Source organism: Variovorax sp. GW458-11-26-14-LB1, assembly GCF_059423965.1.
Map to the genome: position 1 here is coordinate 132253 of NZ_JBWKYW010000003.1, position 21208 is coordinate 153460.

Below are 21208 nucleotides of genomic sequence, written 5' to 3' on the forward strand. Positions count from 1 at the left end.
TGGAGCCCCGGCCGGCCCGCCTTACTTCGCCGCGGTGGCTTTGGGCAGCGCGCGCACGGCGTTCAGCATGCGCTCGACGTGCTTGTCGGGGTTGAGGTTCTGGTAGTAGTAGGCGACCTTGCCGTCGGTCGCGATCACGTACGACAGGCGGTTGGCGAAGTCGGGCCGGGTCTGCATCAGCGCGTCGAAGCCCTGGATCACGGTCTTGCCCTGGTCGGAGGCCACCGGAAAGCGGCTCTGGCAGGACTTGACCGAGAACTTGGAGAGCGTGTCGATGTCGTCGGCCGACACGCCGATCACCGAGGCGCCCAGCGCGGCGAACTGGTCGACCGCCTCGGCGAAGGCGTGGGCCTCGATGGAGCAGTCGTTGGAGTCGGCCGCCGGAAAGAAGTACAGCACCACCGGCCCCTTGGCCAGCGCCTCGGCCAGCGAGTAGCGGAAGGTCTTGCCGCCGAGCGCGGCGGTGGCCGTGAACTTGGGCACCGGGTCGCCGATGTCGAGTGCGGCGTGGGCATGGGGTACCCCGGCGGCGAGGGCCGCGGCCCACAAAGCGGTGCGCAAAAGGAGCGATCGGGCCATGATGTAACTCCGAAGCGAAGTGAATCGAATTCTAGGACGACGCTTCGCCAAATGGGCCCCGTTGAAACCGCCGCGGGAGGACCGGCGTACATCAGGGCAGTGGCATCCACAACGACAAGAGGAACCCGACCATGAACGCCTGGGCCCGATCTCTTCTGCGCACGGCGCTGGCCGGCGTGCTGCTGGCATTGCTCGGCGCGTGCGGCTCGCTGCCGCCGGCGCGCGAACGCCCGGCCGAGCACGCCGCCGCCGCCGACCCGGGCACCGCGCTCGCGAAGATCGTCGCGGCCTCCACGCCGCCCGGCGAGCATTCGGGCTTCCGGCTGATGCCGCTGGGCGTGTACTCGCTCGACGCGCGCCTGCAGCTCGCGCAGCGCGCCGAGCGCTCGCTGGTGGTGCAGTACTACCAGCTCGAGAACGACGCCACCGGCCGGCTGCTGCTGCGCACGCTGCGCGAGGCGGCGGCGCGCGGCGTGAAGGTGCGGGTGCTGGTGGACGACCTGTACACGGTGAAGAGCCAGCAGCTGTTGCTGGCGCTGTCCGAGACGCCCAATGTGTCGGTGCGCCTGTTCAACCCGTTCTGCTGCGCGCGCGACGGGTTCCTGTCGCGCTTCGTGGTGTCGATCTTCGACATCCACCGGCTCAACCACCGCATGCACAACAAGCTCTTCATTGCTGACGGCGCGATGGCGGTGGTGGGCGGGCGCAACATCGCCGACGAGTACTTCGTGCTGAGCGAAGCGCAGAACTTCATCGACATGGACGCGCTGGTGGTCGGCAAGGTGGTGCCGCAGCTGGAGAGCATCTTCGACGCCTACTGGAACAGCGACCAGATCTGGCCCATTGCCGAGATCGTGCGCAAAGAGGCCGGCGCCGCCACCTTCGATGCCGAGATCGGCATGTCGGGCCCGCCGCCGAAGGTCGTGCTGCCGCCCTCGGACATCCTCGGCTACGGCCCCATCGCCGAAGAGCTCGACGGCGGCCGCATGGGCCTGCTGTGGGGCGAGGCCCGCGCCATCGCCGACCCGCCGTCCAAGCCCACGACGCTGACGGCCGAAGATGCCATTGCCACCAGCGTGACGATGAAGGTCTGGGCGCTGCTGCTCGACGCGAAGACCGAAGTCGACCTGACCTCGCCCTACCTCGTGCCGGGCGAGCGCGGCATGGCGGCCTTCGAGGACCTGGCCAAGCGCAAGGTCAAGCTCACGCTGCTGACCAATTCGCTGGCGGCCAACGACGAGCCGCTGGTGCACACCGGCTACGCGCGCTATCGCGAGCGGTTGCTGAAAGGCGGCGCCGACCTGTACGAGCTGAGCCCGCAGCGCACCACCGCGAGCATGCGTTTCGGCAGCTTCGGCAATTCGCTGGGCCGGCTGCACGCCAAGACCGCCGCCATCGACAAGACGCGCATCTTCATCGGCTCGATGAACCTCGATCCGCGCTCGGCCAGCCAGAACACCGAGATGGGCGTGGTGGTCGACAACCCGCAGCTGGCGCGTGAGATGCTGCGCATCATCCACGTGAGCAAGCTGCAGAACTCGTACCGGCTGCGGCTGTCGAAGGAGGGCGGCACGCTCGAATGGCTCACGAACGACGGCGAGAAAGAGGTGATCCTCACCTCGGAACCCGAGTCGGGTTTCTTCCAGCGCCTGTACAACACCCTGATCTCCCCGCTGGTGCCCGAGATGCTGTTGTAGCCTCGGGGGATGGCGCAGACCTTCACTTCTCTTTCGGCCCCGCAGGTCATGCTGTGGGGCCTGCTGTTCTTCGGGGGCATCTACCTGGGTTTCGGCGCGCTCACCTGGCTGCTTACGAAGCGGGTGCTGCCGGCGTTGGGCATCGGGCGCGCGCTCGACCCGCGGCCGCTGCAGCCCGGCCAGCTGCGGCGCGAACTCACGCAGTCGGGCATCTCGGTGCTGATCTTCGGGCTGGGCATGGTGTTTCCGTGGGGTCTGCTGCAGCTGGGCTGGGCGCGACTCGAGCCCGACGCGGGCTGGCGCCGCATCGGGCTCGAGATCCTCGTGCTCGCGGTGTGGAACGACGTGCATTTCTGGCTCAACCACCGGCTGCTGCACACGCGCTGGCTGCGCCGCTTCCATGGTCCGCACCATCGCTCGTTCGTGACCACGCCGTGGGCCACATACAGCTTTCACCCGATCGAGGCGCTGATGCTCGGCAACGTGATCCTGCTGCCGATGGTGCTGCACGACTTCAGCTTCTGGTCGCTGGCGTCGGTGCCGGTGTTCAGTCTGTTCTTCAACTGCGTCGGGCATTCGAACTACGACTTCGTGCCCGGCGTGTCGTACAGCCACTGGTTCGCCGCGAGCCGCCGTCACCACCTGCACCACGCCGTGCACAACGGCAACTACGGCTTCCAGTTCACTTTCATGGACCGGCTGTTCCGCACGCGCATCGCGGCCGACGCGGCCGAGCCGCTGTTCCAGGCGTTTCGAAAGAAGCATGGCGCCACGACGGCCTGACGCGCGCCATCGGCTGCCGCGGCTGCGCCACTGGCGCGACTGGCAAAGCCTGGCGTACCTCGTCGCCTTGCCCGCGCTGGCCGCGTGGCAGTGGGTGCACGGCTTTCATGTGGCGCTATATGCGCTGATGCTGTTCCTCACGCTCGGCATCGGCGTGATCCACCACAACCACGTGCACCTGCGCATGTGGCGTGGTCGTCGCATGAACCGGCTCACCGACTTCTGGATCACGCTGCTGCAGGGCCACCCGACCTTCGTCTTCTGGCCCGCGCACGTGGCCAACCACCATCGCCATCGTCATGGACCGAAGGACGTGGCGCGCACCTACCGCTTCGGCGGCGACACCAACCATCTGTGGGGCTACCTGCTGCACCCGTTCCAGGCCGTGTGGGTGCTGATGCCGCTGTTCTTCGGCTGGCTCGCGCGGCTGCATCGGCACCACCGCGGCGCCTGGCGCTATTGCATGGCGCAGTACGCGCTGTGGCTGGCCAGCTGGACCGTGCTGCTGGCGATCGACTGGCGCAAGGCATTGCTGTTCGTGATCGTGCCGCAGCTGCACGGCCTGCACTGGCTGCTGGCGACCAACTACCTGCAGCATGCGCACGCCGACGGCCGCAAGACGCTGCGCAAGGAGGCATCCGGCGATACCCGCGGTAGCCAGCTGAACTACGCGCGCAATTTCGAGGGGCTGGTGAACCCCTTGCTGTTCAACATCGGGCTGCACACCGCACACCACGAGAACCCGCATGCCCATTGGTCCGAGCTCACGCACCTGCATCACACGCGCTACCGCGCGCGGGTGGCGCCCGCGCTCAACGAGGGCGGGCTGGTGCCGTACATGGTGCGCGTCTTCGTGCTGGGGACCGTGTGGCCGCGTTTTCGCAGCCGCTCGCTGATGCCTCCCGATTCACCCTTCTCCTGAACCCATGCCCGTTTCATTCCAACGCGTGTACTTCGCAAGCGCCGGCTATTTCATGCCCGGCGAGCCTGTTCCCAACGACCGCATGGACGCGTACATCGCGCCGCTCAACCGCATGTCGGAACGCATCAAGCGCCGCATCCTGGCCGAGAACGGCATCCTCACGCGGCACTACGCGATCGACGAAGAAGGCGTGACGCGCCACACCAACGCGCAGCTGGCGGCCGGCGCGATCCGCGACTGCCTGCAGCGCGGCGGGGCCGAGCTGTCGCGCGTGTCGCTGCTGGCCAGCGGCTCCTCGGGCGGCGACACGCTGATGCCCGGCTTCGCCAACATGATCCAGGGCGAGCTGGCGGCGCAGCCGATGGAAACGCATTCGGTGCACGGCATCTGCGCGGCCGGCGTGTCGGCGATCCAGACGGCCGCGCAGGGCATCGAGCTGGGCGCGCACCGTTCGGCGCTGGCGGTGGCCAGCGAAATGCCGTCGCGCCTGTTCAAGCGCTCGCGCTTTGCCGCGCGCGGCTACGAGACCGACTTCGACTCGCACTTCCTGCGCTGGATGCTGTCCGATGGCGCAGGCGCGCTGCTGCTGTCCGACGGAACGCCCGCGCTGGCCGGCAAGCCGGGGCTGCGCCTGAAGCTGAAGTGGGTGCACCAGCGCGCTTTCTCGGGTGACTACCCGGTCTGCATGCAGCTCGGCCTCACCGAAGACCGTGCGCGTGGCCACCTCGATTTCGGCTCGTGGGCCGAGGCCGAGGCGGCCGGCGCGCTGTCGCTGCGCCAGGACATCCGCCTCTTGCCGCACCTGTTCGACATCGGTATTCACGAATACGCGGGCCTGGTGCGCGACGGCTGGGTCGATCCGAAGCGGGTCGACCATTTCCTCTGCCACTACTCGTCGGAAAAATTCATCCCGGTGGTCGAAGACCTGATGGCCAAGGCCGACCTGGCGATTCCGCGCGAGCGCTGGTGGAGCAACCTGGCCTGGCGCGGCAACACGGGCGCGGCATCGATCCTCGTGATGCTCGCCGAGTTCCTGCACACCAAGGCGCTGAAGCCGGGCGAGCAGATCTTCTGCTATGTGCCGGAGTCGGGGCGCTTCATGGCAGCGTACATGCTGCTCGAGGTCGAGGCCGTCGATGCGGCGCCCGTCGTGATCGCGCCCCGCGCGGCGGCGGTCGTGCCCGACGACGACCTCGTCATCGCGCCGCCGCACGACCCGGCCGCCGCGCCTGAAGGCCTGGGCGCCTTGCTGACCGAACTGGCCGCCATCTGGCACGACTACCGCTCGCGCGTGTGGCGCACGCCGCTGATCCGCCAGATCCGCGAGCGCCGCTTTGCCGTGCCCGACTACCTGAACTGGATGGAGCAGTGGGTGCCGCAGGTGCGCGAAGGCAGCCTGTGGATGCGTGAAGGCGCTGCCTCGCTGAGCGAGCCGTACCGCATGCTGTCGTCGCTGATCGACGTGCACGCGGGCGAGGAGCAGAACGACTTCAACATCCTCTTCAGCGACTACCGCAAGGCCGGCGGCACGGTCGAGTCGATCGACGAACTGCGCCGCAACCCGGGCGGCGAGGCGCTCAACGCCTACCTGCACGGCCTGGCCGCCACGCGCGACCCGATCGGCCTTTTGGGCGCGATCTACATCATCGAAGGCACGGGCCAGCGCATCGTGCCGGCGCTGCTGCCGCTGCTCAAGGCCAGCCTGAAGCTGCCGCCCGACGCCTTCCGTTTCCTCGAGTACCACGGCCACAACGACGAGCACCACCTGAATCGCTGGCTCGCCGCGGTCGAGATGGTGATGGCTGTAGAAGGGCAGGCCCGCGCCGCCCGCCAGATTGCCGACACCGCGCGCCATACGGCGGCGCTGTACCTGATGCAGTTCCAGCACATCACCGAACGAATGCCCCATGGATCGAACACCTGAGTTCCTGAAGCAAGCCCACGACGAGCGCGACCCCAGCCCCTGGCTGGCGCTGTACCTCGACCAGAGCACGCCGCTGCCCGACGACGTGAAGGCCGCGTGGCTGGCCGATTCGAGCTCGGCCTCGCGCCAGTACCTGCTGCCGTTCCTGCGGCCGATCGCGCGGCTGACGATCATCCTGATCCAGATCGTGAAGGTGTTCGTGCCGCGCAACTGGTCGCACTCGATGTTGCTGCACCGCTTCCTGGCGTGGGGGCTCAAGCGCTTCGTGTCGCCCGAGGCGAACTGGCTGATCCTGCGGCACTTTCACCTGGGCTCGCAGGTGCTGGCCTTCATCGGCCGCAACTCGCCCGCGCCCGTGGGCACGTCGCCGCTGGAGCCGGCCGACATCGACGCGCTGAAGGACGAGATGTTCCTGAAGCACGACCTGAACCTGTTCAATTTCGTGATCCGGCTGAACACGGCGCTGCGCGACAAGGGGCTGGCGCTGTGCAAGGCCGAGCAGGTCGATTTCTCGATGATCCAGCCGCCGGCGTTGCGGCTGGAAGACATGCCCCAGGGCAAGCTCAATTTTCTCGACCTGCAAAGCGCCATCGAGCTGTTCACGCCGTTGTACCAACTGATGTTGACCGACAACGATTTCTGGCGCGCCGCCAACTCCTTGCAACTGGACGAAACCATCGGCATCTACGCGGCGACGATCCTGAACGCGCCGGAGCACCTGATACTGGTCAACAACAAGCATCCGCTGGTGCCGCTGTCGACTTTGCGGGCCGGGCACCGGCTGGTGATCCACGGCCTGTCGACCGAAATGCTTCACAGCCTGCTCCAGCGCATGCGCGCGGCGCAGGAAGCCATGTCGGCAGAGACACTTCCGCGCGACCCGCCCCTTGCATAGGGGTATGCTGTCCCCACATGCAAACCATGAACACGACCCGAAATCCGTCCCCCAAGACCGATCTGGCGGTGACCCACGTGCTGGCTCAACTGCTGGAGAGGCTTGAGCACAGCGCCGTGCCGGTTGGCGCCGAGCAGTACCGCTCGGTGGTCGAGCACTTGGTGCATGAATTCGAAGACGTCGAGCCCGGTGCCGAACTGGGGCAGTTGCTCGATGCCTATCCGGCCGCCTCCGAGGTCTACGAAAATATGAATTACCAGCACGCCGGCCTTTGCCGCTCGGCGCTGGACGTTTCCCTGGCCGCCGAAGGCGCAGCCAGGGAAGCCATTGCCCGCGCCATGCGCGGTGACGAATCGAACAAGGACAAGATGCATGGCCAAGGGTGAAGTGAAAACGGCAGTGGTGGCGGACGGGCTGCGCTACAAATCGAAGGCGCCGGGTTCGCCGTTCCGCGCCTCGGCGTCGTTCAGCGGGGCCACGATGTCCTGCTTCATGTGCGGCAAGCACCGCGTGCGTTCGCAGCTGCGCACGCGCCAGGTGCTGGGCAAGTCGCAGACCGTCTGCGCGCCTTCGTGCAAGGCGCTCGACGAGGCCCTCGAGGCCGAAGCATCGTCGAGCTGAGCGCCTAGCACGACGCCGCGTCGCGTTGGCGACATGGCCTCATCGGCATGTCGTCGATTGCCTTCCATCCCGGTCGCAATCGATATACAGTTGGACACAAATGATGCAAGTAATTGCATTTAATCTAAAGTTCTAATTTGTAGCCGATGACCACTCAAATCCAGCAAGAAGGCGATCGGTGCCCCGCAGCGGGCGTGGATTTTTCTCTGCGTGGAGGGCCTGAGCTGTGAACAAGCCACGTCACGTCGTCATGCAGGTCGTCAAGCGCTCGTCCGGCAGCGCCACGCACCATGTCGAATTCCTCATGGACGACAACTTCGCCGAGCGCCTGCGTCAGTTGCGCTCGCTGGTGCCGCCGCTGGGCGCCCTCAACAAGCAACGCGACCTCGTGATCGACAAGGTGCGCGTGCGCCTGCCCAACGCCATCTGGCGCTCGGGCAACGAGATCGCCATCGACGGCGGGGTGGACGGCTCCTGCATCGTGATCGCGGCCGAGGGCTCGTTCAACTGCGGCGGCAAGGACCGCCGCACGCGCGAAAAGCTCGTGACCTACAACTTCTCGATCGCACGCCTGATCGAACTGCACAGCGAACGCCCCGAAGGCGAAACGCTCTACATCCGCGACGGCGTGTTCGCCAACGACGAACCGGCCGAATCGCCGGCCGGCCGCTGGGTGGCGTCCATGCACGAACTCGAAGTGGTGATGCGCGTGCCCGACGCGCCGTCCGATTTCGACACGCTGCACGACCTCACGTTGCGCGCCGACGGGCAGCCGACGCAGGCGGGCGCGCTGAGCCCGCACCGCGCCAGCATCTACTGACCCCGGCTGACGAACTCAGGCCGACGTTGCCGCAGGCGCGCCCACGGGCGTGAACTGCGCGCCGTTGTCGGCCAGCCAGCGCGCCGAGAGGCTGCTGTCCTGCTGGTCGGGGTGGAAGTCGCTGCGCAGGTACTGGCGCCAGCCCGCGAGATTGCCCCGCAGCAGGCCCCCTCGGCCCAGCAGGATGCGCGCGGCGCTCTTCCAGGTGGCCAACTTCCACAATTGCTTTTCATGCCGCAGGTTGTCGACCGTCTGGCGCATCAGGTCGCCGAGGAACATCACCGTCACGCGGCGGAACCAGCGTGTGCGCCATTCGTCGGAGCCGCCCGCGGCCTTGTAGATATCGAAGGCCACGCTCTTGTGCTCCAGCTCTTCCGCGCTGTGCCACAGCCACATCGTGCGCAGCCGGGGCTCGGCGCCGTCCAGGATCTCGGGGCGGGCCAGCAGCCACTCGGCGAACATGGCCGTGAAGTGCTCGGTGGCGGCCGTCACGGCCAGCGCGTGGCGCGGATCGGCGCCGTCCATCAGTTCCATGCGCTGGCTGGCGCGCGCGGTCCAGCGATCGACCAGGCCTTGTTGCTCGAGATGCGCGTTGAACAGCGAATGGATGCGCCGGTGCGTCGCCTCCTGGCCGATGAAGCCGCGCACGTCGGCGCGGTGGCGTTCCTGCACCTCGGGCGGCAGCGTGGCCATGGCGTCGCGCACGGCGTCGATGAAGAACTGCTCGCCGAAGGGGAAGCTCATCGACAGGGCGTTGAAGAACGCCGTCGAAAACGCATCGCCGCCGCACCAGTCGCGCGAGAAGGGCGGTTGCAGGTCGATCAGCAGGCGGCGGACAACGAGTTCGGTCATGGGGTGGCAATTCCTGAGTTCGTGGGTAAAAGTTGGTACAACTTCGTACCGCGTGCCGCCATAGTGCAATTGTGAACTGGTACTGTCAAGTACCAAGGCGTAGGAAAATGAATCGCACATGACTGCCACCATCGACAAAACCGCCACGCCCGATGCCGCCGAAGGCGCGCCCAGCGAGCACTACGCGCGGCTGCTCCAGGGCATGGCGCATGCCGTGGCGGCCAAGGGCTACGCCGACACCACCATCGCCGACATCGTGCGCGAGGCCGCCGTGTCGCGGCGCACGTTCTACGAGCACTTCAGCACCAAGACCGAGTGCCTGATCGCCCTGTACGAAACGGCCAGCCGGCTCGGCCTGCAGGCCGTGAGCGAGGCCTTCGACCCGGCCCAGCCCTGGCACACGCAGGTGGAGCAGGCGATGACCGCGTACATGGACTACCTCGCCCAAGACCCGGTGCTGCTGCGCACGCTGTTCGTCGAGATCCTCGGGCTGGGGCTGCCCGGCCTGGCGGCGCGGCGGCGCGTGAACGGCGAGATCGCCAACTTCATCCAGGTGGCGATCAACAGCAGCGATTCAGGCGAGGTGCCCGCGGCGCACATGAGCAGCCAGATGGCGATGACGGTGGTGGGCGGCATCAACGAATTGGTGTTGCAGGCCATCGAGCAGGATCGCGTGGGCGACCTGCGCGAGCTGGTGGCGCCGGCCACGCGGCTGGTGCGCGCCGTGGCGGCCGACAGCCGACGTTAGTCGCGCTCGTTCTGGCGCGGCGTGGCCGCAGCCCACAACACGAGCAGCCCCACCACCACCATCGCCGCCAGCGCCCCGAGGTACGGCAGCACGTCGTGCAGCGGCGCCCCCATCTGGTTGAGCCGCAGCGAAGCCTGGATGCCCGCCGTGCTCGGGAACAGCCAGCGCAGCGCCTGCAGCGGCGCGGGCAGGGCCTCGACGGGCCATGAGAAGCCCGAGAGAAAAGCCATCGGTAGCGCAGTGAAGAGCAGCACCTGCAACGCACGCTCGCGGTCGCGGAACCAGCAGCCCAGCAGCAGACCGAGCACGCAGATCGCGGGCACGTAGAACAGCAGCAGCACCAGCGCGGCGAACGGATTGCCGCCGCGCGGGTAGTCCTGCAGGAAGAACACCCAGCCGAAATAGAACAGGCCGCTCAGCACGCCGAAGCCCGACAGCGCGCCCAGCCGCCCCAGCCATGCGCCCATGCCCGCGCGCAGCCGGCCGGCTTCGGCCCAGGTGCCGGCCAGCATCGCGGCGCCCATCAGCAGCGTCTGCTGCAGGATCAGCAGCGCCACCGCCGGCACCACGTAGCTGCCGTAGCCCTCGGTCGGGTTGAACAGCGCCACCAGCTGCGTGTTGAGCGGGCTGCGGCTGCGCGCGGCCTGCACCGCGCTTTGGCCGCCGGCCTGCAGCTTGCGGATCTCCACACCGGCCGACACCGTACCCACCGCCTCCGAGAATCCGTACAGCACCGCCTTGTTCAACAGCGCATAGGCGCCGTTGCCCTCGATGCTCACCACCGCCGGCGTGCCGCGCAGCACGTTGCGCTTGAGGTCCTGCGGCAGCAGCGCGTAGCCCTCGATCTCGCCGCGCCACAGCGCCTGCTGCGCCTCGTGCACGTCGGACGTGACCATGCGCACGTCCAGCCGGGGGCTGGCCATCGCGAAGCGAGCGATCTGCCGTGACAGCCCGCTGTGGTCCTGGTCGACCACCGCCACCGGCACCCGCGTGACGGCCTGCGTGCCGTAGGGCCACGGGTAGAAGAAGCCGTAGATGATGGGCGCGAGCAGCATGATCAGCAGCACGCCCTTGTCGCGCAGCACGCCGAGGGCGGTGTCGCGCCAGGCGTCGGCGAAGCCCTGGATGCGCGTGCTCATCAGCGGCCTCCCCACGTCTCGGGCGCACCGGCCGCACGCACCAGCAGCGTGGCTGACACGGCCAGCAGCACCGCGGTGCCCACCACCATCCACAGCGGCGTGGCGGCCGAGTAGGCCAGGGGCGCGCCCATCTGCAGCTGCTCCATCTGCACGCGGATGTAGTGCGTGTACGGCAGCAGGCCGGCCCACAGCTGTGCGAGCACCGGCATGGCGACCAGCGGAAAGCCCACGCCGCCGAACGCGAAGGCCGGCGCGGTGATGAAGCCGGTGGCCGACAGCGCGGTGCGCAGCGAGCGCGTGAGGCTGGCCACGAAGGCGCCGAGCGCGATCGACAGCGCAAGGAACACCATCAGCGCGAACAGCGTCCATCCCACCGAGCCGACCGGGTGCCAGCCGCGGCCCGCCGTGATCCACAGCATGGCGGCCAGGCCCACCGCCGACAGGCTCGCGAACGGCAGCGCCAGCTTGCCCGCCAGCGCGGCCAGCGCTTCGGCCCAGCGCGGCGCGGCGCCGAGCCATCCGCCCAGGCTGCGGTCGCGCAGCTCGCGGCCCACGGCCCAGGCGCCGGCCGTCATCGCAAGGATGTGCAGCAGCGCTGGAATGAGCGCGGCGCCGAGAAACTGCTCGTAGTCGGTCGAGGTGTTGAACAGCGCCACCATGCTGGCCTTGACCGGGTCCATGCTCACGCGCGCGGCCTTCATCGATTCGCCGCGCTTGTTGCGCACCGCGAGCTCGACGCCGGCCGACACCGTGGCGACGGCGGTGCGCACGTCGCGCTGGATCAGGCTCGAATGCGTGCCCAGCTGCGCGTTGTGCAGCAGCACGACCTGCCCGACGCGGCCCTGCTTGACGTCGCGGCTCAGCTCGCGCGGCAGCTGCACCGCCGCATCGACGGCGCCGCTGGTGAGCGCGCGCTGCATCTCGCCTTCGTCGGCGTACTGCTGCGCCACGCGCAGGCCCGGCGTGGCGTCCAGGAAGCGCACCAGCTGGCGCGAGAGGGCGGAGTGGTCCTGGTCGAGCACGCCGATCGGCAGGCGCTCGGGCAGGCCGGCCGAGAAGATCCACCAGATCAGGAATACCGCGAGCAGCGGCACCCACGAGATCATGGCCAGGTCCCACGGACGCGTGCGCAGCAGCGCGAATTCGCGCCGGGCGCTGGCGGTGGAAAAGCCGCGCAGGCTCATGGCGGGTGCGGCCTCAGTCGACCAGAACGCTCATGCCGGGGCGCGCGCCTTCGATCGGCTTGAGCGGCCGGGCACGGACCTCGAAGGTGCGCACGTCGAAGCCGGCGCCGCCGCGCGTGGCGCGCCAGGTGGCGAAGTCGGGCAGCACGCCGCTGTAGGTGACCTTGAAGCGGGCGGTGCGCCGGTCCTTGGGCAGGGCGGGCAGGCGGGCGTCGAATTCCTTGTCGAGCGCGAAGCGGGCCAGCCGGTCTTCGCGCACGTTGAGCACCACCCACTGGTCGTTCAGGTCGACCACCGTGACCACGGCCACGCCCTGTGGCGAGAGTTCGCCGACTTTGGCGAGCACCTTGGCCACCTCGCCGGCGACCGGGCTGCGCAGCTCGGTCTCGGCCTTGGCGGCTTCCACCTCGGCGACCACGCCGGCCACCTGCCGCGCCTGTGCGTTGGCAGCGGCCTTGTCCTCGGGGCGGGCGCCGGTGCGCGCCATGTCGTACTGCGCCTTGGCCGCCACGGCGGCGTCGCGCGAGGCCTTCCAGTTGGCTTCGGCTTCGTCACGCTTCTGGTCGGCCACGAGGCCGTCGCGCGCCAGGCCGTCGACACGGCGGAACGAGGTCTGCGCGAGTTGGGCGGCGGTCTCGGCGCGCTGCCACTGCATGCGCGCCATTTCGATCTCCTGCGGGCGGGCGCCGTTCTGCGCCTTGTCGGCCACGGCCTGCGCGGCCTGTTCGGCGGCGGTGGCCTGCGCCAGCTTGGCGCGCACCTCGGGGCTGTCCATGCGCACCAGCAGGGCGCCGGCCTGGATGCGGTCGCCTTCCTTCACCGCCACTTCGGCGATGCGGGCGGTGACCTTGCCGGCCACGTCGGTCTCGCGCGCTTCCATCTGGCCCTGGAACACCTCGGGCGCCGGCTGCGCGGCGCGCCAGAAGCCCCAGACGAGCAGCACCAGCACGAGCAGTGCGGCGGCGATGGCGATCAGTCGGCGGGTCTTGGCACTCATCATGGTCAGTTCACCTTCACGTCGGCGCGCGCGATGTAGTCGGAAAAAGTCTCGGACAGGCCCGCGCTCTCGAGCAGCTGCGCGAGCGCCTGCACGTAGTCGTTGGCGGCCTGCGCGCGTTCGGTCAGCACCTTGGCCTGGTTGGTCTCGGCGTCGATCAGGTCGAGCGTGGTGCTGGTGCCTTCGCGCAGCCCGGCGGTGCGCAGCTTGACCACCTCTTGGGCAAGCTCGACCGAGACCTTCATCTCGAGGTACTGGCGGCGCGCGTTGTCCAGCGCGCGCCAGTTGCGTTCGACCAGCAGCGAGATGTCGCTGCGCGCCTGCAGGTCGGTGCGCTCGGCCTGTTCGACCTGCTTGTGCGAGGCGGCCGACAGCGCGTTGCGGTCGACCGAGTCGTACAGCGTCCAGCGCACGCCGAGGCCGGCCACCCAGTCGGCGTTGCCGCTCTTGATCTCGCGCGTACCGAAGGCAATCACCTGCGGCCGGCGCAAGGCTTCTTCGCCTTCGTGCAGCTGCTCGGCCTGTGCCTTCTTGGCTGCGACCTTGCCCAGGCCCGGATGCCGCGTGAGCGCCGCATCGATGAAGTGGCCGAGCGGCTCGATCGGCGCGCTGATGAGAAACAGCGGCGTCTGCGGGGTGACGCTGCCTTCGGCGCGCACCGTGCGCGCCAGGGCCACGCCGGCCAGTGCGGCGTCGTTCTCGGCCTTGCGGGCATTGCGGCGCGCTTCTTCGTACGCGGCGCTGGCCTGCAGCCGTTCGACGCGGGAAATGACGCCGGCGGCGAGCATCTTCTGCGCCGCCGCGTCGTGCTGGGCGATGGTGCGCTCGGCCTGCAGGCGCAGCGTGGCCGCGCGCTGCGCGAGCTGGGCGCCGAAGTAGCGCTGCACCAGCAGCGTGTCGACCTCGTGGCCGGCCTGTTCGGCGTCGGCCTGGGCTTCGCGCGCCTGCGCCGAGACAAAGCCGCGCACCGCGTCGGTCGCGCCACCCAGGTAGAGCGGCCACACGGCCGACACCGAGGCGTTGGCGCCGGTGTCGTGGCGGTTCAGCGTGTAGCTGTTGGGCAGCTGCGGAATCGGCACGCGCGAGACGAAGCTCTGGATCGACGGCGGCAGCGACGAGCCGATCTGGCCGAGCTTCTGGTTGAGCGGGTCGAGGTCGAGGTTCAGGTTCGCGTTGTACGCATAGGCCAGCCCCGAGATGCTGACCACCGGACCGCCCAGGCGCTTGACGCCCTCGCTCTGCAGCTCCTTGGCCTCGACGGCGATGCGCGCGGCGGCCAGCTTGTCGGAGCGCTCGACCATGCGCTGGCGCGCGGCGTCGAAGCTCAGCGCCAGCGTGGAGGTGGTGTCGCCGCGGGCCTGCTGCTGCGCAAAAGCCGCGCCGCCGATGAAGGCCGGCAAGAGCAGCAGGGACGGAAGAAGGGCGAGGCGAGGTCGTGTCATCGGCATCAGGCGGTCTTGTGCAGCAGGGCGTCGAGCTCCTGCTGCAGGATCACGGGAAAGGCGGCCTGCACCGCCCCGGTGGCCAGCGGCCGTGCTTTCTCGAGCAGCTGCGCGGCGCGGCCGGCATCGAGGGTGTCGCCGGAAAGCAGGCTGTCGGCCAGCGTGCGCAGCCAGCGCCGCGCCACGGTGCGCAGCGTGCGCACCATGGTTTCCTGCATGCCGATGACCGCTTCGAGCGGCAGGCCCAGCGCGGCCAGCTGTTCGGCGACCTGGCCGAGCGCCGGGCTCAGCACCTGCACCTGGCCGTCGGGCAGTTCGCGCATGAGGCCGGCGCGGGTGGCGCGGCCGAGCAGGGCGGGCGTCATCTGGCCCTGCCATTTGGTGGCCAGCGCCTGGGCTGACACCACCACGGGCGTTTCTTCGGCGAACAGGCTGCCCGACACCGAGCGGGCCACGGCCAGCAGGTCGGGCCAGGTGGAGGCCGGCGCGCGCGTGAAGATGCGGCGGATCGCCTCGATGCCGAAGCCCTGTTCGCGCAGTTCGCGGATCAGCGCCAGGCGCTGGATATGGTCGGGGCCGTACAGGCCGAGCCGGCCCTGCAGCCGCGGCGGCGGCAGCAGGCCGCCCGTGGTGTAGGCGCGGATGTTGCGCACCGTGACACCCGTGCGCGCCGCCAGGGCCTCGATGGAGAGGTCCTGCGGGGCCGTGGAATCGGGTGTGGCGATGGATGCGTTCATGTGACAGTTTCAATGTTACATCGAAAATGTTGCATAAAACCAGCCCGGATCGCGCGGTCCGGGCGGGGCATCCTCAGCCCGGCTTGCGCTGCGCCGGGTCGTAGAAGAACTGTTCTTCGGTGATGCGCTCGCCGTCCCAGCGCTGCCAGGCGATCTCTTCCATGCGCATGCGGCCGCCGCCCTTGAACGTGAACTCGAAGATCCAGTGGATGCCGACGTGGTCGCCGTTCACCAGCACCGGCCGCACGCAGGTCGATGCCACCGACTCGGTGCGCGCGAGCACGGCGCTTTCCTGCGCAACGAGCGTGCTGCGCCCGCGCCGCGGCTCGGCCTGGTTCTCGCGCATCGTGGCGTCTTCGGTGTAGAAATCTTCGATGACCTGCGCATGCGCGCCGCCTTCGACGGCGGCAATGAAGGCTTCGAGCCGGGCGGGCGTGGGCATGTCAGGACTTCACTTTCACTTCGACGCGGCGCGCTTCCGAAGCCGGGCCGTCGGCCTGCGACTGCTCGGGCTTGGCGAGTTCGATCTTGTCTTCGGGCGCGCCCGCCGCCTTGATGGCGTCGCGCACGGCCATGGCGCGCTGCTTGGCCAGCTCGGCGTTCTTGGCTGCGTCGCCGCTGGCGTCGTGGTAGCCGCTCACCAATACGGTGCTGCCGCTCTGCACGGCTTTGATGACATCGGACAGCGCTTCCTTGGCGTTGGGCGCGACCTCGGCGCTGGCGCTCGCGAAGTAGAACTTCACGATGCCGTTCTCGACCTTCACGGCGGCGGCTTCGGTGGCCCCGACGGCCGCCGAGGCGAGGGTGGCGGCCGGCGTGGCCGCCGGCGCCATCGCGGCGGGGGCCGTGGCTGCAGGCGGCGTCTCGACCTTGGTCGGCACGGCCGCTGCCGCATCGCCGGCGTGGAACTTGACCACCAGCGGCACGATCAGCAGCGCCACGATGTTGATGATCTTGATCAGCGGGTTCACCGCCGGGCCGGCCGTGTCCTTGTAGGGGTCACCCACGGTGTCGCCGGTGACGGCCGCCTTGTGCGCCTCGGAGCCCTTGCCGCCGTGGTGGCCGTCTTCGATGTACTTCTTGGCGTTGTCCCAGGCGCCGCCGCCCGTGCACATGCTGATGGCGACGAACAGGCCGGTGACGATGGTGCCCATCAGCAGGCCGCCCAGCGCCTTCGGTCCCAGTACCAGGCCGACCAGGATCGGCACCACCACCGGCAGCAGCGACGGGATCATCATTTCCTTGATGGCCGCGCCGGTCAGCATGCCCACGGCCTTGCCGTACTCGGGCTTGCCGGTGCCTTCCATGATGCCGGGGATCTCGCGGAACTGGCGGCGCACTTCTTCCACCACCGCACCGGCCGCGCGGCCCACGGCCTCCATGGCCATCGCGCCGAAGAGGTAGGGGATCAGGCCGCCGATGAACAGGCCCACGATCACCATCGGGTCGCTCAGGTTGAAGCTGATGTTCAGCCCGAAGCTCTCCAGCTTGTGGGTGTAGTCGGCAAAGAGCACCAGCGAGGCCAGGCCGGCCGAGCCGATCGCGTAGCCCTTGGTCACGGCCTTGGTGGTGTTGCCCACCGCGTCCAGCGGGTCGGTGATGTCGCGCACGCTGGCGGGCAACTCGCTCATCTCGGCGATGCCGCCGGCGTTGTCGGTGATGGGGCCGTAGGCGTCCAGCGCCACCACGATGCCGGCCATGCTCAGCATCGACGTCGCGGCCACCGCGATGCCGTACAGGCCCGCGAGGGCGTAGGAGGCCAGGATCGCGATGCACACGAAGATCACCGGCCATGCCGTCGAACGCATCGACACGCCCAGGCCCGCGATGATGTTGGTGCCGTGGCCGGTGGTCGACGCTTGCGCGATGTGCTGCACGGGCTTGTACTGCGTGCCGGTGTAGTACTCGGTGACCCACACCAGCGCGGCCGTGAGCGCCAGGCCCACGAAGCAGGCGCCGAACAGCTTCAGCTGGCTGCCGCTCGCGGCAATGGCGTTGTCCGGAATGATCCAGCTCGTGACGAACCAGAACGCGATCAGCGACAGGATGCCCGCCACCGCCAGGCCCTTGTAGAGCGCCGGCATCACGTTGACCATGCCCGGCGAGGCCTTCACGAAGAAGCAGCCGATGATCGACGCGATGATCGACACGCCGCCCAGCGCCAGCGGGTACAGCACCGCGTCCAGCGGCGCCGCCGTGACCATCAGCGCGCCCAGCACCATGGTGGCGATGAGCGTCACCGCGTAGGTCTCGAACAGGTCGGCCGCCATGCCGGCGCAGTCGCCGACGTTGTCGCCCACGTTGTCGGCGATCACCGCCGGGTTGCGTGGGTCGTCTTCCGGAATGCCGGCTTCGACCTTGCCCACCAGGTCGGCGCCGACGTCAGCGCCCTTGGTGAAGATGCCGCCGCCCAGGCGCGCAAAGATCGAGATCAGCGAGGAGCCGAAGGCAAAGCCGATCAGCGGATTGAGGATGGCTGCAAGGCTGTGGTCCGCCTTCGGCGCGCTGCCGGCCAGGAACCAGTAGAAGCCCGTCACGCCCAGCAGGCCCAGGCCCACCACCAGCATGCCGGTGATGGCGCCGCCGCGAAATGCCACGTCGAGCGCCGGGCCGATGCCCTTGGTCGCGGCTTGCGCGGTGCGCACGTTGGCGCGCACCGACACGTTCATGCCGATGAAGCCGCAGGCGCCCGAGAGCACCGCGCCGACCACGAAGCCGACGGCCGTGGTCAGGTCGAGGAAGAGGGCGATGAGCACCGCGAGCACCACGCCCACCACCGCGATGGTGGTGTACTGCTTGGCGAGGTAGGCCGAGGCGCCGGCCTGGATGGCCGCGGCGATTTCCTGCATCCGGGCGTTGCCCGGGTCCTTGGCGAGAATCCAACTTCGGGCCCAGAAACCGTAGCCTACGGCCACCAGGCCGCAGACGATGGCAAGAATCAGGGGGGTGTTGCCGCTCATGCTTTGCTTCTCCATTCGTTCGTTGTGACTTGTGGAGACGGACAGCCTGGGCCCTGCGCGCAACGCGTACGGGACCATGTTCTCCGCCGCGTTGCTTCCTCGAAGCTCACTGCACCGGAGGTGCGGAGCCGATTGGCCAACGCTTGCAATTTACAGGCAAAAACACACACGCGTGCGACCGGCCCGTGACACGGAAAGTAAACTCCGGGTTTGTCCCCATCCGTCTCATACTTTTCAACTACTCGAAAAACGTCATGTCCTTCGACAAAGTCTCCCCCGGCAAGAACGTCCCCGACGCCTTCAATGTCGTGATCGAAATCCCGATGAACGCCGACCCGATCAAGTACGAAGTCGACAAGGAATCGGGCGCGATCTTCGTGGACCGCTTCATGACGACGGCCATGTACTACCCCGCCAACTACGGCTACGTGCCGCAGACCCTGTCGGGCGACGGCGACCCGGTCGACGTGCTGGTGATCGCCCCGTACCCGCTGCTGCCGGGCGTGGTCGTGCCCTGCCGCCCCCTGGGCATCCTGATGATGGAAGACGAAGCCGGCGTCGACGGCAAGGTGCTGGCCGTGCCCACCGACAAGGTGCTGCCGATCTACAGCCACTGGAAGTCGGTCGACGACGTGAACCCGATGCGCCTGAAGGCCATCAGCCACTTCTTCGAGCACTACAAGGACCTGGAAGCCGGCAAGTGGGTCAAGGTGCTGGGCTGGGAAGGCATCGACGCCGCCAAGAAGGAAGTTCTCGACGGCATCGCCGCGTACAAGAAGTAATTTCTTTCGTTTGAAAGAAACGGCCTGGATGCTCCGGGCCGTCAGCCCCGGACCGCATCCACGGCCAGCCGCATCCACTCGCGGTTGACGCCTCGCGCATGCGCGTTCCAGTGGCGCGCCGCCTGCCGCAGCTCGTTCCAATGGCGCTGCGCACCGGCGGTGTCGCCTTGCTGCGCCAGCCACGCGATGTAGCGGGCGCGCGTTTCCACCGTGTTGTAGGTGCTCAGCGCAGTCTCGAAGGCTTCGCGCGCTTCCGGCGTGCGGCCCTCGGCGGCCAGCGCGCGGGCGTTCAGCACGGCGACCTCGTCCTTGCGGTAGTCATCGCGCGTGGCACGCAGGCTCTGCAGTGCCTGCGAGGCTTCGCGGGCCGAGGCCGGGCTGCCTTCGGCGACCAGCGCGCTGGCCAGGCCAAACTGCAGTTCGGGGTCGGAGGCGAAGGGGCCTTTCAGTGCGTCGCGGTAGTGCCCGACGGCGTCGGCCGCCTGGCCGCGGTCCAGCGCGGCCTTGGCCAGGCGCAGCTTGTTCTGCGCCGTGGGCGCGAGGTCGTAGGCGTCGGCAGCGGCGCGGTATTCGCGCTCGGGGTCGATGAAGCCGATGGCCGCGTTCGCCACCTTGCCCGCGGTGCGCTGCATGCGCGAGGCCGGCAGGTACTCGACCACGAAGTACACGATGCTGCCGAGCAGCGGAAAGCTGAAGAGGATGATGAGCCAGTACATCTGCTTGCCGTGGCGCATGGCATGCACGGCGAAGTACAGCGCGATGAGGATGTGCAGTCCCAGTCCGACGAATGGCATCGGTGCTCCCTGTGTGTTGTGTGTGGTTGTTTGAGTGCCGGGCGGCTTTATAGCAGCCCCCGGCGCTCCCGCACCGATCAGGTCGCCTTGAACGGGCTGCGCTCGCCGAGGTGGTCCAGGTAGTTCTCGATGCCGGCACCTTCGCGCTCGAGGAAGCGCTCAACGGCATCGGCGAACGACGGGTGGGCGAGCCAGTGGGCGCTGGTGGTGCGCACCGGCATCAGCGCGCGGGCCATCTTGTGCTCGCCCTGCGCGCCGCCTTCGAAACGCCCCGCGCCGTGCGCGATGCACCAGGCGATGGGCTGGTAGTAGCAGGCCTCGAAGTGCAGGCAGTCGACGCGCTCCAGCGCGCCCCAGTAGCGGCCGTAGGCCACCAGCGGTTGCGCCTTGTCGGTGGAGAGCGCGATCAGGCTGGTCGCGATGGGGTGCCCGTCGCGCTCTGCGACGAACAGCAACCACGCCTCGGGCAGCGTGTCGGCCATGCGCTGGAAGAAATCGCGCGTGAGGTAGGGCGGGTTGCCGTGCTCGCGGTAGGTGCGTTCGTAGCAGCGATAGAAGAAATCCCAGTCGGCGGCGGCGATGTCGGTGCCGCGCGACCAGCGGAAGCTGACGCCGGCCTCGGCGACCTTGCGGCGCTCCTGGCGGATCTTCTTGCGCTTGTCGTGCGAGAGGCTGGCGAGGAAGGCGTCGAAGTTGGTGTAGCCGGGTTCGGTTTCGCCGCCGGGCCGCCCCAAGGCGAAACGCGCCCCCTCGGGGGGCAGCGAGGACACGTCAGTGCCGAGCGTGGGGGCCACGTTCGTCCAGTGAAACTGCACCGTATGGCGCTGCATGAGCCCGGCTTCGGTGCACGCGGCGATGTCGGCGTCGGCGCCGAACAGCAGATGCAAAGACGAAAGTTCCTGTTCCTTGCAGACCGCCACCAGCGCCTGCACCAGCAGCGTGCGGCTTGGCGCGTCGCGTGCCAGCAGCCGGGCGCCGGGCACGGGCGTGAAGGGCGCTGCCACCACGGCCTTCGGGTAGTAGGCCAGCCCGTGCTGTTCGTAGGCGTTGGCCCAGGCCCAGTCGAACACGTACTCGCCATAGGAATGGTCCTTGAGGTAGAGCGCGCAGGCGGCTTCGAGCACCTCGCCGCGCCACAGCGTGACGAACTGCGGTGTCCATCCGCGCTCGGGCGAGGCGCTGCCGCTGTCGTGCATCGCCGCGAGGTATTCGTGGCGCATGAAGGGCGAGGGCTCGGGCTGCGCGGCGAGCAGGGCGTTCCAGGCTTGCGGGTCGATGTCCGACGGCGACGCCAGAACCCGAATGACATAATCGTTCAAGCCTTTTTCTTCC

21 protein-coding genes are annotated in these 21208 nt (G+C 68.4%); 10 read left to right on the top strand and 11 right to left on the bottom strand.

The window, feature by feature from the left end; genetic code table 11:
* Positions 1-21: 21 nt before the first annotated feature.
* Positions 22-579: a peroxiredoxin gene (locus AC07YS_RS03435; protein WP_307588537.1), complete on the bottom strand. Its 558-nt coding sequence runs from the start codon at positions 577-579 to the stop codon at positions 22-24.
* Between the two features lie 131 nt (positions 580-710).
* On the opposite strand from AC07YS_RS03435, the gene AC07YS_RS03440 reads away from it, so the two are divergent.
* The 8 genes from AC07YS_RS03440 to AC07YS_RS03475 all read left to right on the top strand — a co-directional run bounded on the left by AC07YS_RS03440 (position 711) and on the right by AC07YS_RS03475 (position 8241).
* Positions 711-2276: a phospholipase D family protein gene (locus AC07YS_RS03440; RefSeq protein ID WP_062473093.1), complete on the top strand. Its 1566-nt coding sequence runs from the start codon at positions 711-713 to the stop codon at positions 2274-2276.
* 9 nt (positions 2277-2285) lie between these two features.
* The gene (locus tag AC07YS_RS03445) at positions 2286-3059 is read left to right on the top strand and encodes a sterol desaturase family protein (protein ID WP_095745538.1); all 774 of its coding nucleotides are present in this window, start codon (positions 2286-2288) and stop codon (positions 3057-3059) included.
* Positions 3040-3981 (top strand): fatty acid desaturase family protein, encoded by a 942-nt coding sequence (locus AC07YS_RS03450; protein WP_495267485.1) that lies wholly within the window; start codon positions 3040-3042, stop codon positions 3979-3981. The genes AC07YS_RS03445 and AC07YS_RS03450 overlap by 20 nt, the downstream gene beginning before the upstream one ends.
* A gap of 4 nt (positions 3982-3985) precedes the next feature.
* The gene (locus AC07YS_RS03455) at positions 3986-5905 is read left to right on the top strand and encodes an iron-containing redox enzyme family protein (protein ID WP_495267486.1); all 1920 of its coding nucleotides are present in this window, start codon (positions 3986-3988) and stop codon (positions 5903-5905) included.
* A complete protein-coding gene (locus AC07YS_RS03460; protein ID WP_095745535.1) occupies positions 5889-6800 on the top strand; it encodes a DUF6999 family protein in 912 nt (303 codons plus the stop codon). The genes AC07YS_RS03455 and AC07YS_RS03460 overlap by 17 nt, the downstream gene beginning before the upstream one ends.
* Positions 6801-6826: 26 nt before the next feature.
* Complete coding sequence (locus tag AC07YS_RS03465) at positions 6827-7186, top strand: hypothetical protein (protein ID WP_370680636.1); 360 nt, start codon at positions 6827-6829, stop codon at positions 7184-7186.
* Positions 7173-7421, top strand: a complete 249-nt coding sequence (locus AC07YS_RS03470; RefSeq protein WP_056580179.1) for a hypothetical protein — start codon at positions 7173-7175, stop codon at positions 7419-7421. The genes AC07YS_RS03465 and AC07YS_RS03470 overlap by 14 nt, the downstream gene beginning before the upstream one ends.
* A gap of 226 nt (positions 7422-7647) precedes the next feature.
* Positions 7648-8241 carry a hypothetical protein gene (locus AC07YS_RS03475; RefSeq protein ID WP_095950214.1) on the top strand — a complete coding sequence of 198 codons (594 nt, stop codon included), beginning with the start codon at positions 7648-7650 and terminating at the stop codon, positions 8239-8241.
* A 15-nt stretch (positions 8242-8256) separates the two neighbouring features.
* On the opposite strand, the gene AC07YS_RS03480 is transcribed toward AC07YS_RS03475, so the two are convergent.
* Positions 8257-9093, bottom strand: coding sequence for a metal-dependent hydrolase (locus AC07YS_RS03480; RefSeq protein WP_495267487.1), 837 nt, complete (start codon positions 9091-9093; stop codon positions 8257-8259).
* Positions 9094-9211: 118 nt separating this feature from the next.
* Between AC07YS_RS03480 and AC07YS_RS03485 the strand changes: the two genes are divergently transcribed.
* Positions 9212-9841 carry a TetR/AcrR family transcriptional regulator gene (locus AC07YS_RS03485; protein ID WP_062473073.1) on the top strand — a complete coding sequence of 210 codons (630 nt, stop codon included), beginning with the start codon at positions 9212-9214 and terminating at the stop codon, positions 9839-9841.
* Here the strand turns inward: AC07YS_RS03485 and AC07YS_RS03490 are convergent.
* The 7 genes from AC07YS_RS03490 to AC07YS_RS03520 form a co-directional block, all read right to left on the bottom strand.
* The gene (locus tag AC07YS_RS03490; RefSeq protein WP_495267488.1) at positions 9838-10980 is read right to left on the bottom strand and encodes an ABC transporter permease; all 1143 of its coding nucleotides are present in this window, start codon (positions 10978-10980) and stop codon (positions 9838-9840) included. The two genes, AC07YS_RS03485 and AC07YS_RS03490, sit on opposite strands and share 4 nt — an antisense overlap.
* The gene (locus tag AC07YS_RS03495) at positions 10980-12164 is read right to left on the bottom strand and encodes an ABC transporter permease (RefSeq protein ID WP_495267489.1); all 1185 of its coding nucleotides are present in this window, start codon (positions 12162-12164) and stop codon (positions 10980-10982) included. The genes AC07YS_RS03490 and AC07YS_RS03495 overlap by 1 nt, the downstream gene beginning before the upstream one ends.
* A gap of 13 nt (positions 12165-12177) precedes the next feature.
* Positions 12178-13164, bottom strand: coding sequence for an HlyD family secretion protein (locus AC07YS_RS03500; RefSeq protein WP_495267490.1), 987 nt, complete (start codon positions 13162-13164; stop codon positions 12178-12180).
* Between the two features lie 2 nt (positions 13165-13166).
* Positions 13167-14603, bottom strand: a complete 1437-nt coding sequence (locus tag AC07YS_RS03505; protein WP_495267491.1) for a TolC family protein — start codon at positions 14601-14603, stop codon at positions 13167-13169.
* 5 nt (positions 14604-14608) lie between these two features.
* Positions 14609-15340: a MerR family transcriptional regulator gene (locus tag AC07YS_RS03510; RefSeq protein WP_495267492.1), complete on the bottom strand. Its 732-nt coding sequence runs from the start codon at positions 15338-15340 to the stop codon at positions 14609-14611.
* Between the two features lie 73 nt (positions 15341-15413).
* Positions 15414-15782 carry a nuclear transport factor 2 family protein gene (locus AC07YS_RS03515; RefSeq protein ID WP_495267493.1) on the bottom strand — a complete coding sequence of 123 codons (369 nt, stop codon included), beginning with the start codon at positions 15780-15782 and terminating at the stop codon, positions 15414-15416.
* A gap of 1 nt (position 15783) precedes the next feature.
* Positions 15784-18300 carry a sodium-translocating pyrophosphatase gene (locus AC07YS_RS03520; protein WP_495267494.1) on the bottom strand — a complete coding sequence of 839 codons (2517 nt, stop codon included), beginning with the start codon at positions 18298-18300 and terminating at the stop codon, positions 15784-15786.
* Between the two features lie 254 nt (positions 18301-18554).
* Here AC07YS_RS03520 and ppa point away from each other — a divergent pair, with 254 nt between their 5' ends.
* Positions 18555-19082, top strand: coding sequence for an inorganic diphosphatase (gene ppa / locus AC07YS_RS03525; protein ID WP_007834256.1), 528 nt, complete (start codon positions 18555-18557; stop codon positions 19080-19082).
* Positions 19083-19123: 41 nt separating this feature from the next.
* Here ppa and AC07YS_RS03530 read toward each other — a convergent pair whose 3' ends face one another.
* Both AC07YS_RS03530 and AC07YS_RS03535 read right to left on the bottom strand, forming a co-directional pair.
* Positions 19124-19876, bottom strand: a complete 753-nt coding sequence (locus tag AC07YS_RS03530) for a hypothetical protein (RefSeq protein ID WP_495267495.1) — start codon at positions 19874-19876, stop codon at positions 19124-19126.
* 77 nt (positions 19877-19953) lie between these two features.
* On the bottom strand, positions 19954-21195 hold the full coding sequence (locus AC07YS_RS03535; protein ID WP_495267496.1) for a GNAT family N-acetyltransferase: 1242 nt from the start codon (positions 21193-21195) through the stop codon (positions 19954-19956).
* Positions 21196-21208: the final 13 nt, after the last annotated feature.

Bases quoted from the DNA above. Each gene is read 5' to 3' on its own strand.
- AC07YS_RS03450 (WP_495267485.1), top strand. From the start codon at position 3,040: ATGGCGCCACGACGGCCTGACGCGCGCCATCGGCTGCCGCGGCTGCGC.
- AC07YS_RS03460 (WP_095745535.1), top strand. From the start codon at position 5,889: ATGGATCGAACACCTGAGTTCCTGAAGCAAGCCCACGACGAGCGCGAC.
- AC07YS_RS03510 (WP_495267492.1), bottom strand. From the start codon at position 15,340: ATGAACGCATCCATCGCCACACCCGATTCCACGGCCCCGCAGGACCTC.
- AC07YS_RS03455 (WP_495267486.1), top strand. From the start codon at position 3,986: ATGCCCGTTTCATTCCAACGCGTGTACTTCGCAAGCGCCGGCTATTTC.
- AC07YS_RS03495 (WP_495267489.1), bottom strand. From the start codon at position 12,164: ATGAGCCTGCGCGGCTTTTCCACCGCCAGCGCCCGGCGCGAATTCGCG.
- AC07YS_RS03445 (WP_095745538.1), top strand. From the start codon at position 2,286: ATGGCGCAGACCTTCACTTCTCTTTCGGCCCCGCAGGTCATGCTGTGG.
- AC07YS_RS03440 (WP_062473093.1), top strand. From the start codon at position 711: ATGAACGCCTGGGCCCGATCTCTTCTGCGCACGGCGCTGGCCGGCGTG.
- AC07YS_RS03485 (WP_062473073.1), top strand. From the start codon at position 9,212: ATGACTGCCACCATCGACAAAACCGCCACGCCCGATGCCGCCGAAGGC.
- AC07YS_RS03515 (WP_495267493.1), bottom strand. From the start codon at position 15,782: ATGCCCACGCCCGCCCGGCTCGAAGCCTTCATTGCCGCCGTCGAAGGC.
- AC07YS_RS03520 (WP_495267494.1), bottom strand. From the start codon at position 18,300: ATGAGCGGCAACACCCCCCTGATTCTTGCCATCGTCTGCGGCCTGGTG.
- AC07YS_RS03470 (WP_056580179.1), top strand. From the start codon at position 7,173: ATGGCCAAGGGTGAAGTGAAAACGGCAGTGGTGGCGGACGGGCTGCGC.
- AC07YS_RS03490 (WP_495267488.1), bottom strand. From the start codon at position 10,980: ATGAGCACGCGCATCCAGGGCTTCGCCGACGCCTGGCGCGACACCGCC.
- ppa (WP_007834256.1), top strand. From the start codon at position 18,555: ATGTCCTTCGACAAAGTCTCCCCCGGCAAGAACGTCCCCGACGCCTTC.
- AC07YS_RS03505 (WP_495267491.1), bottom strand. From the start codon at position 14,603: ATGACACGACCTCGCCTCGCCCTTCTTCCGTCCCTGCTGCTCTTGCCG.
- AC07YS_RS03500 (WP_495267490.1), bottom strand. From the start codon at position 13,164: ATGATGAGTGCCAAGACCCGCCGACTGATCGCCATCGCCGCCGCACTG.
- AC07YS_RS03465 (WP_370680636.1), top strand. From the start codon at position 6,827: ATGAACACGACCCGAAATCCGTCCCCCAAGACCGATCTGGCGGTGACC.
- AC07YS_RS03480 (WP_495267487.1), bottom strand. From the start codon at position 9,093: ATGACCGAACTCGTTGTCCGCCGCCTGCTGATCGACCTGCAACCGCCC.
- AC07YS_RS03530 (WP_495267495.1), bottom strand. From the start codon at position 19,876: ATGCCATTCGTCGGACTGGGACTGCACATCCTCATCGCGCTGTACTTC.
- AC07YS_RS03435 (WP_307588537.1), bottom strand. From the start codon at position 579: ATGGCCCGATCGCTCCTTTTGCGCACCGCTTTGTGGGCCGCGGCCCTC.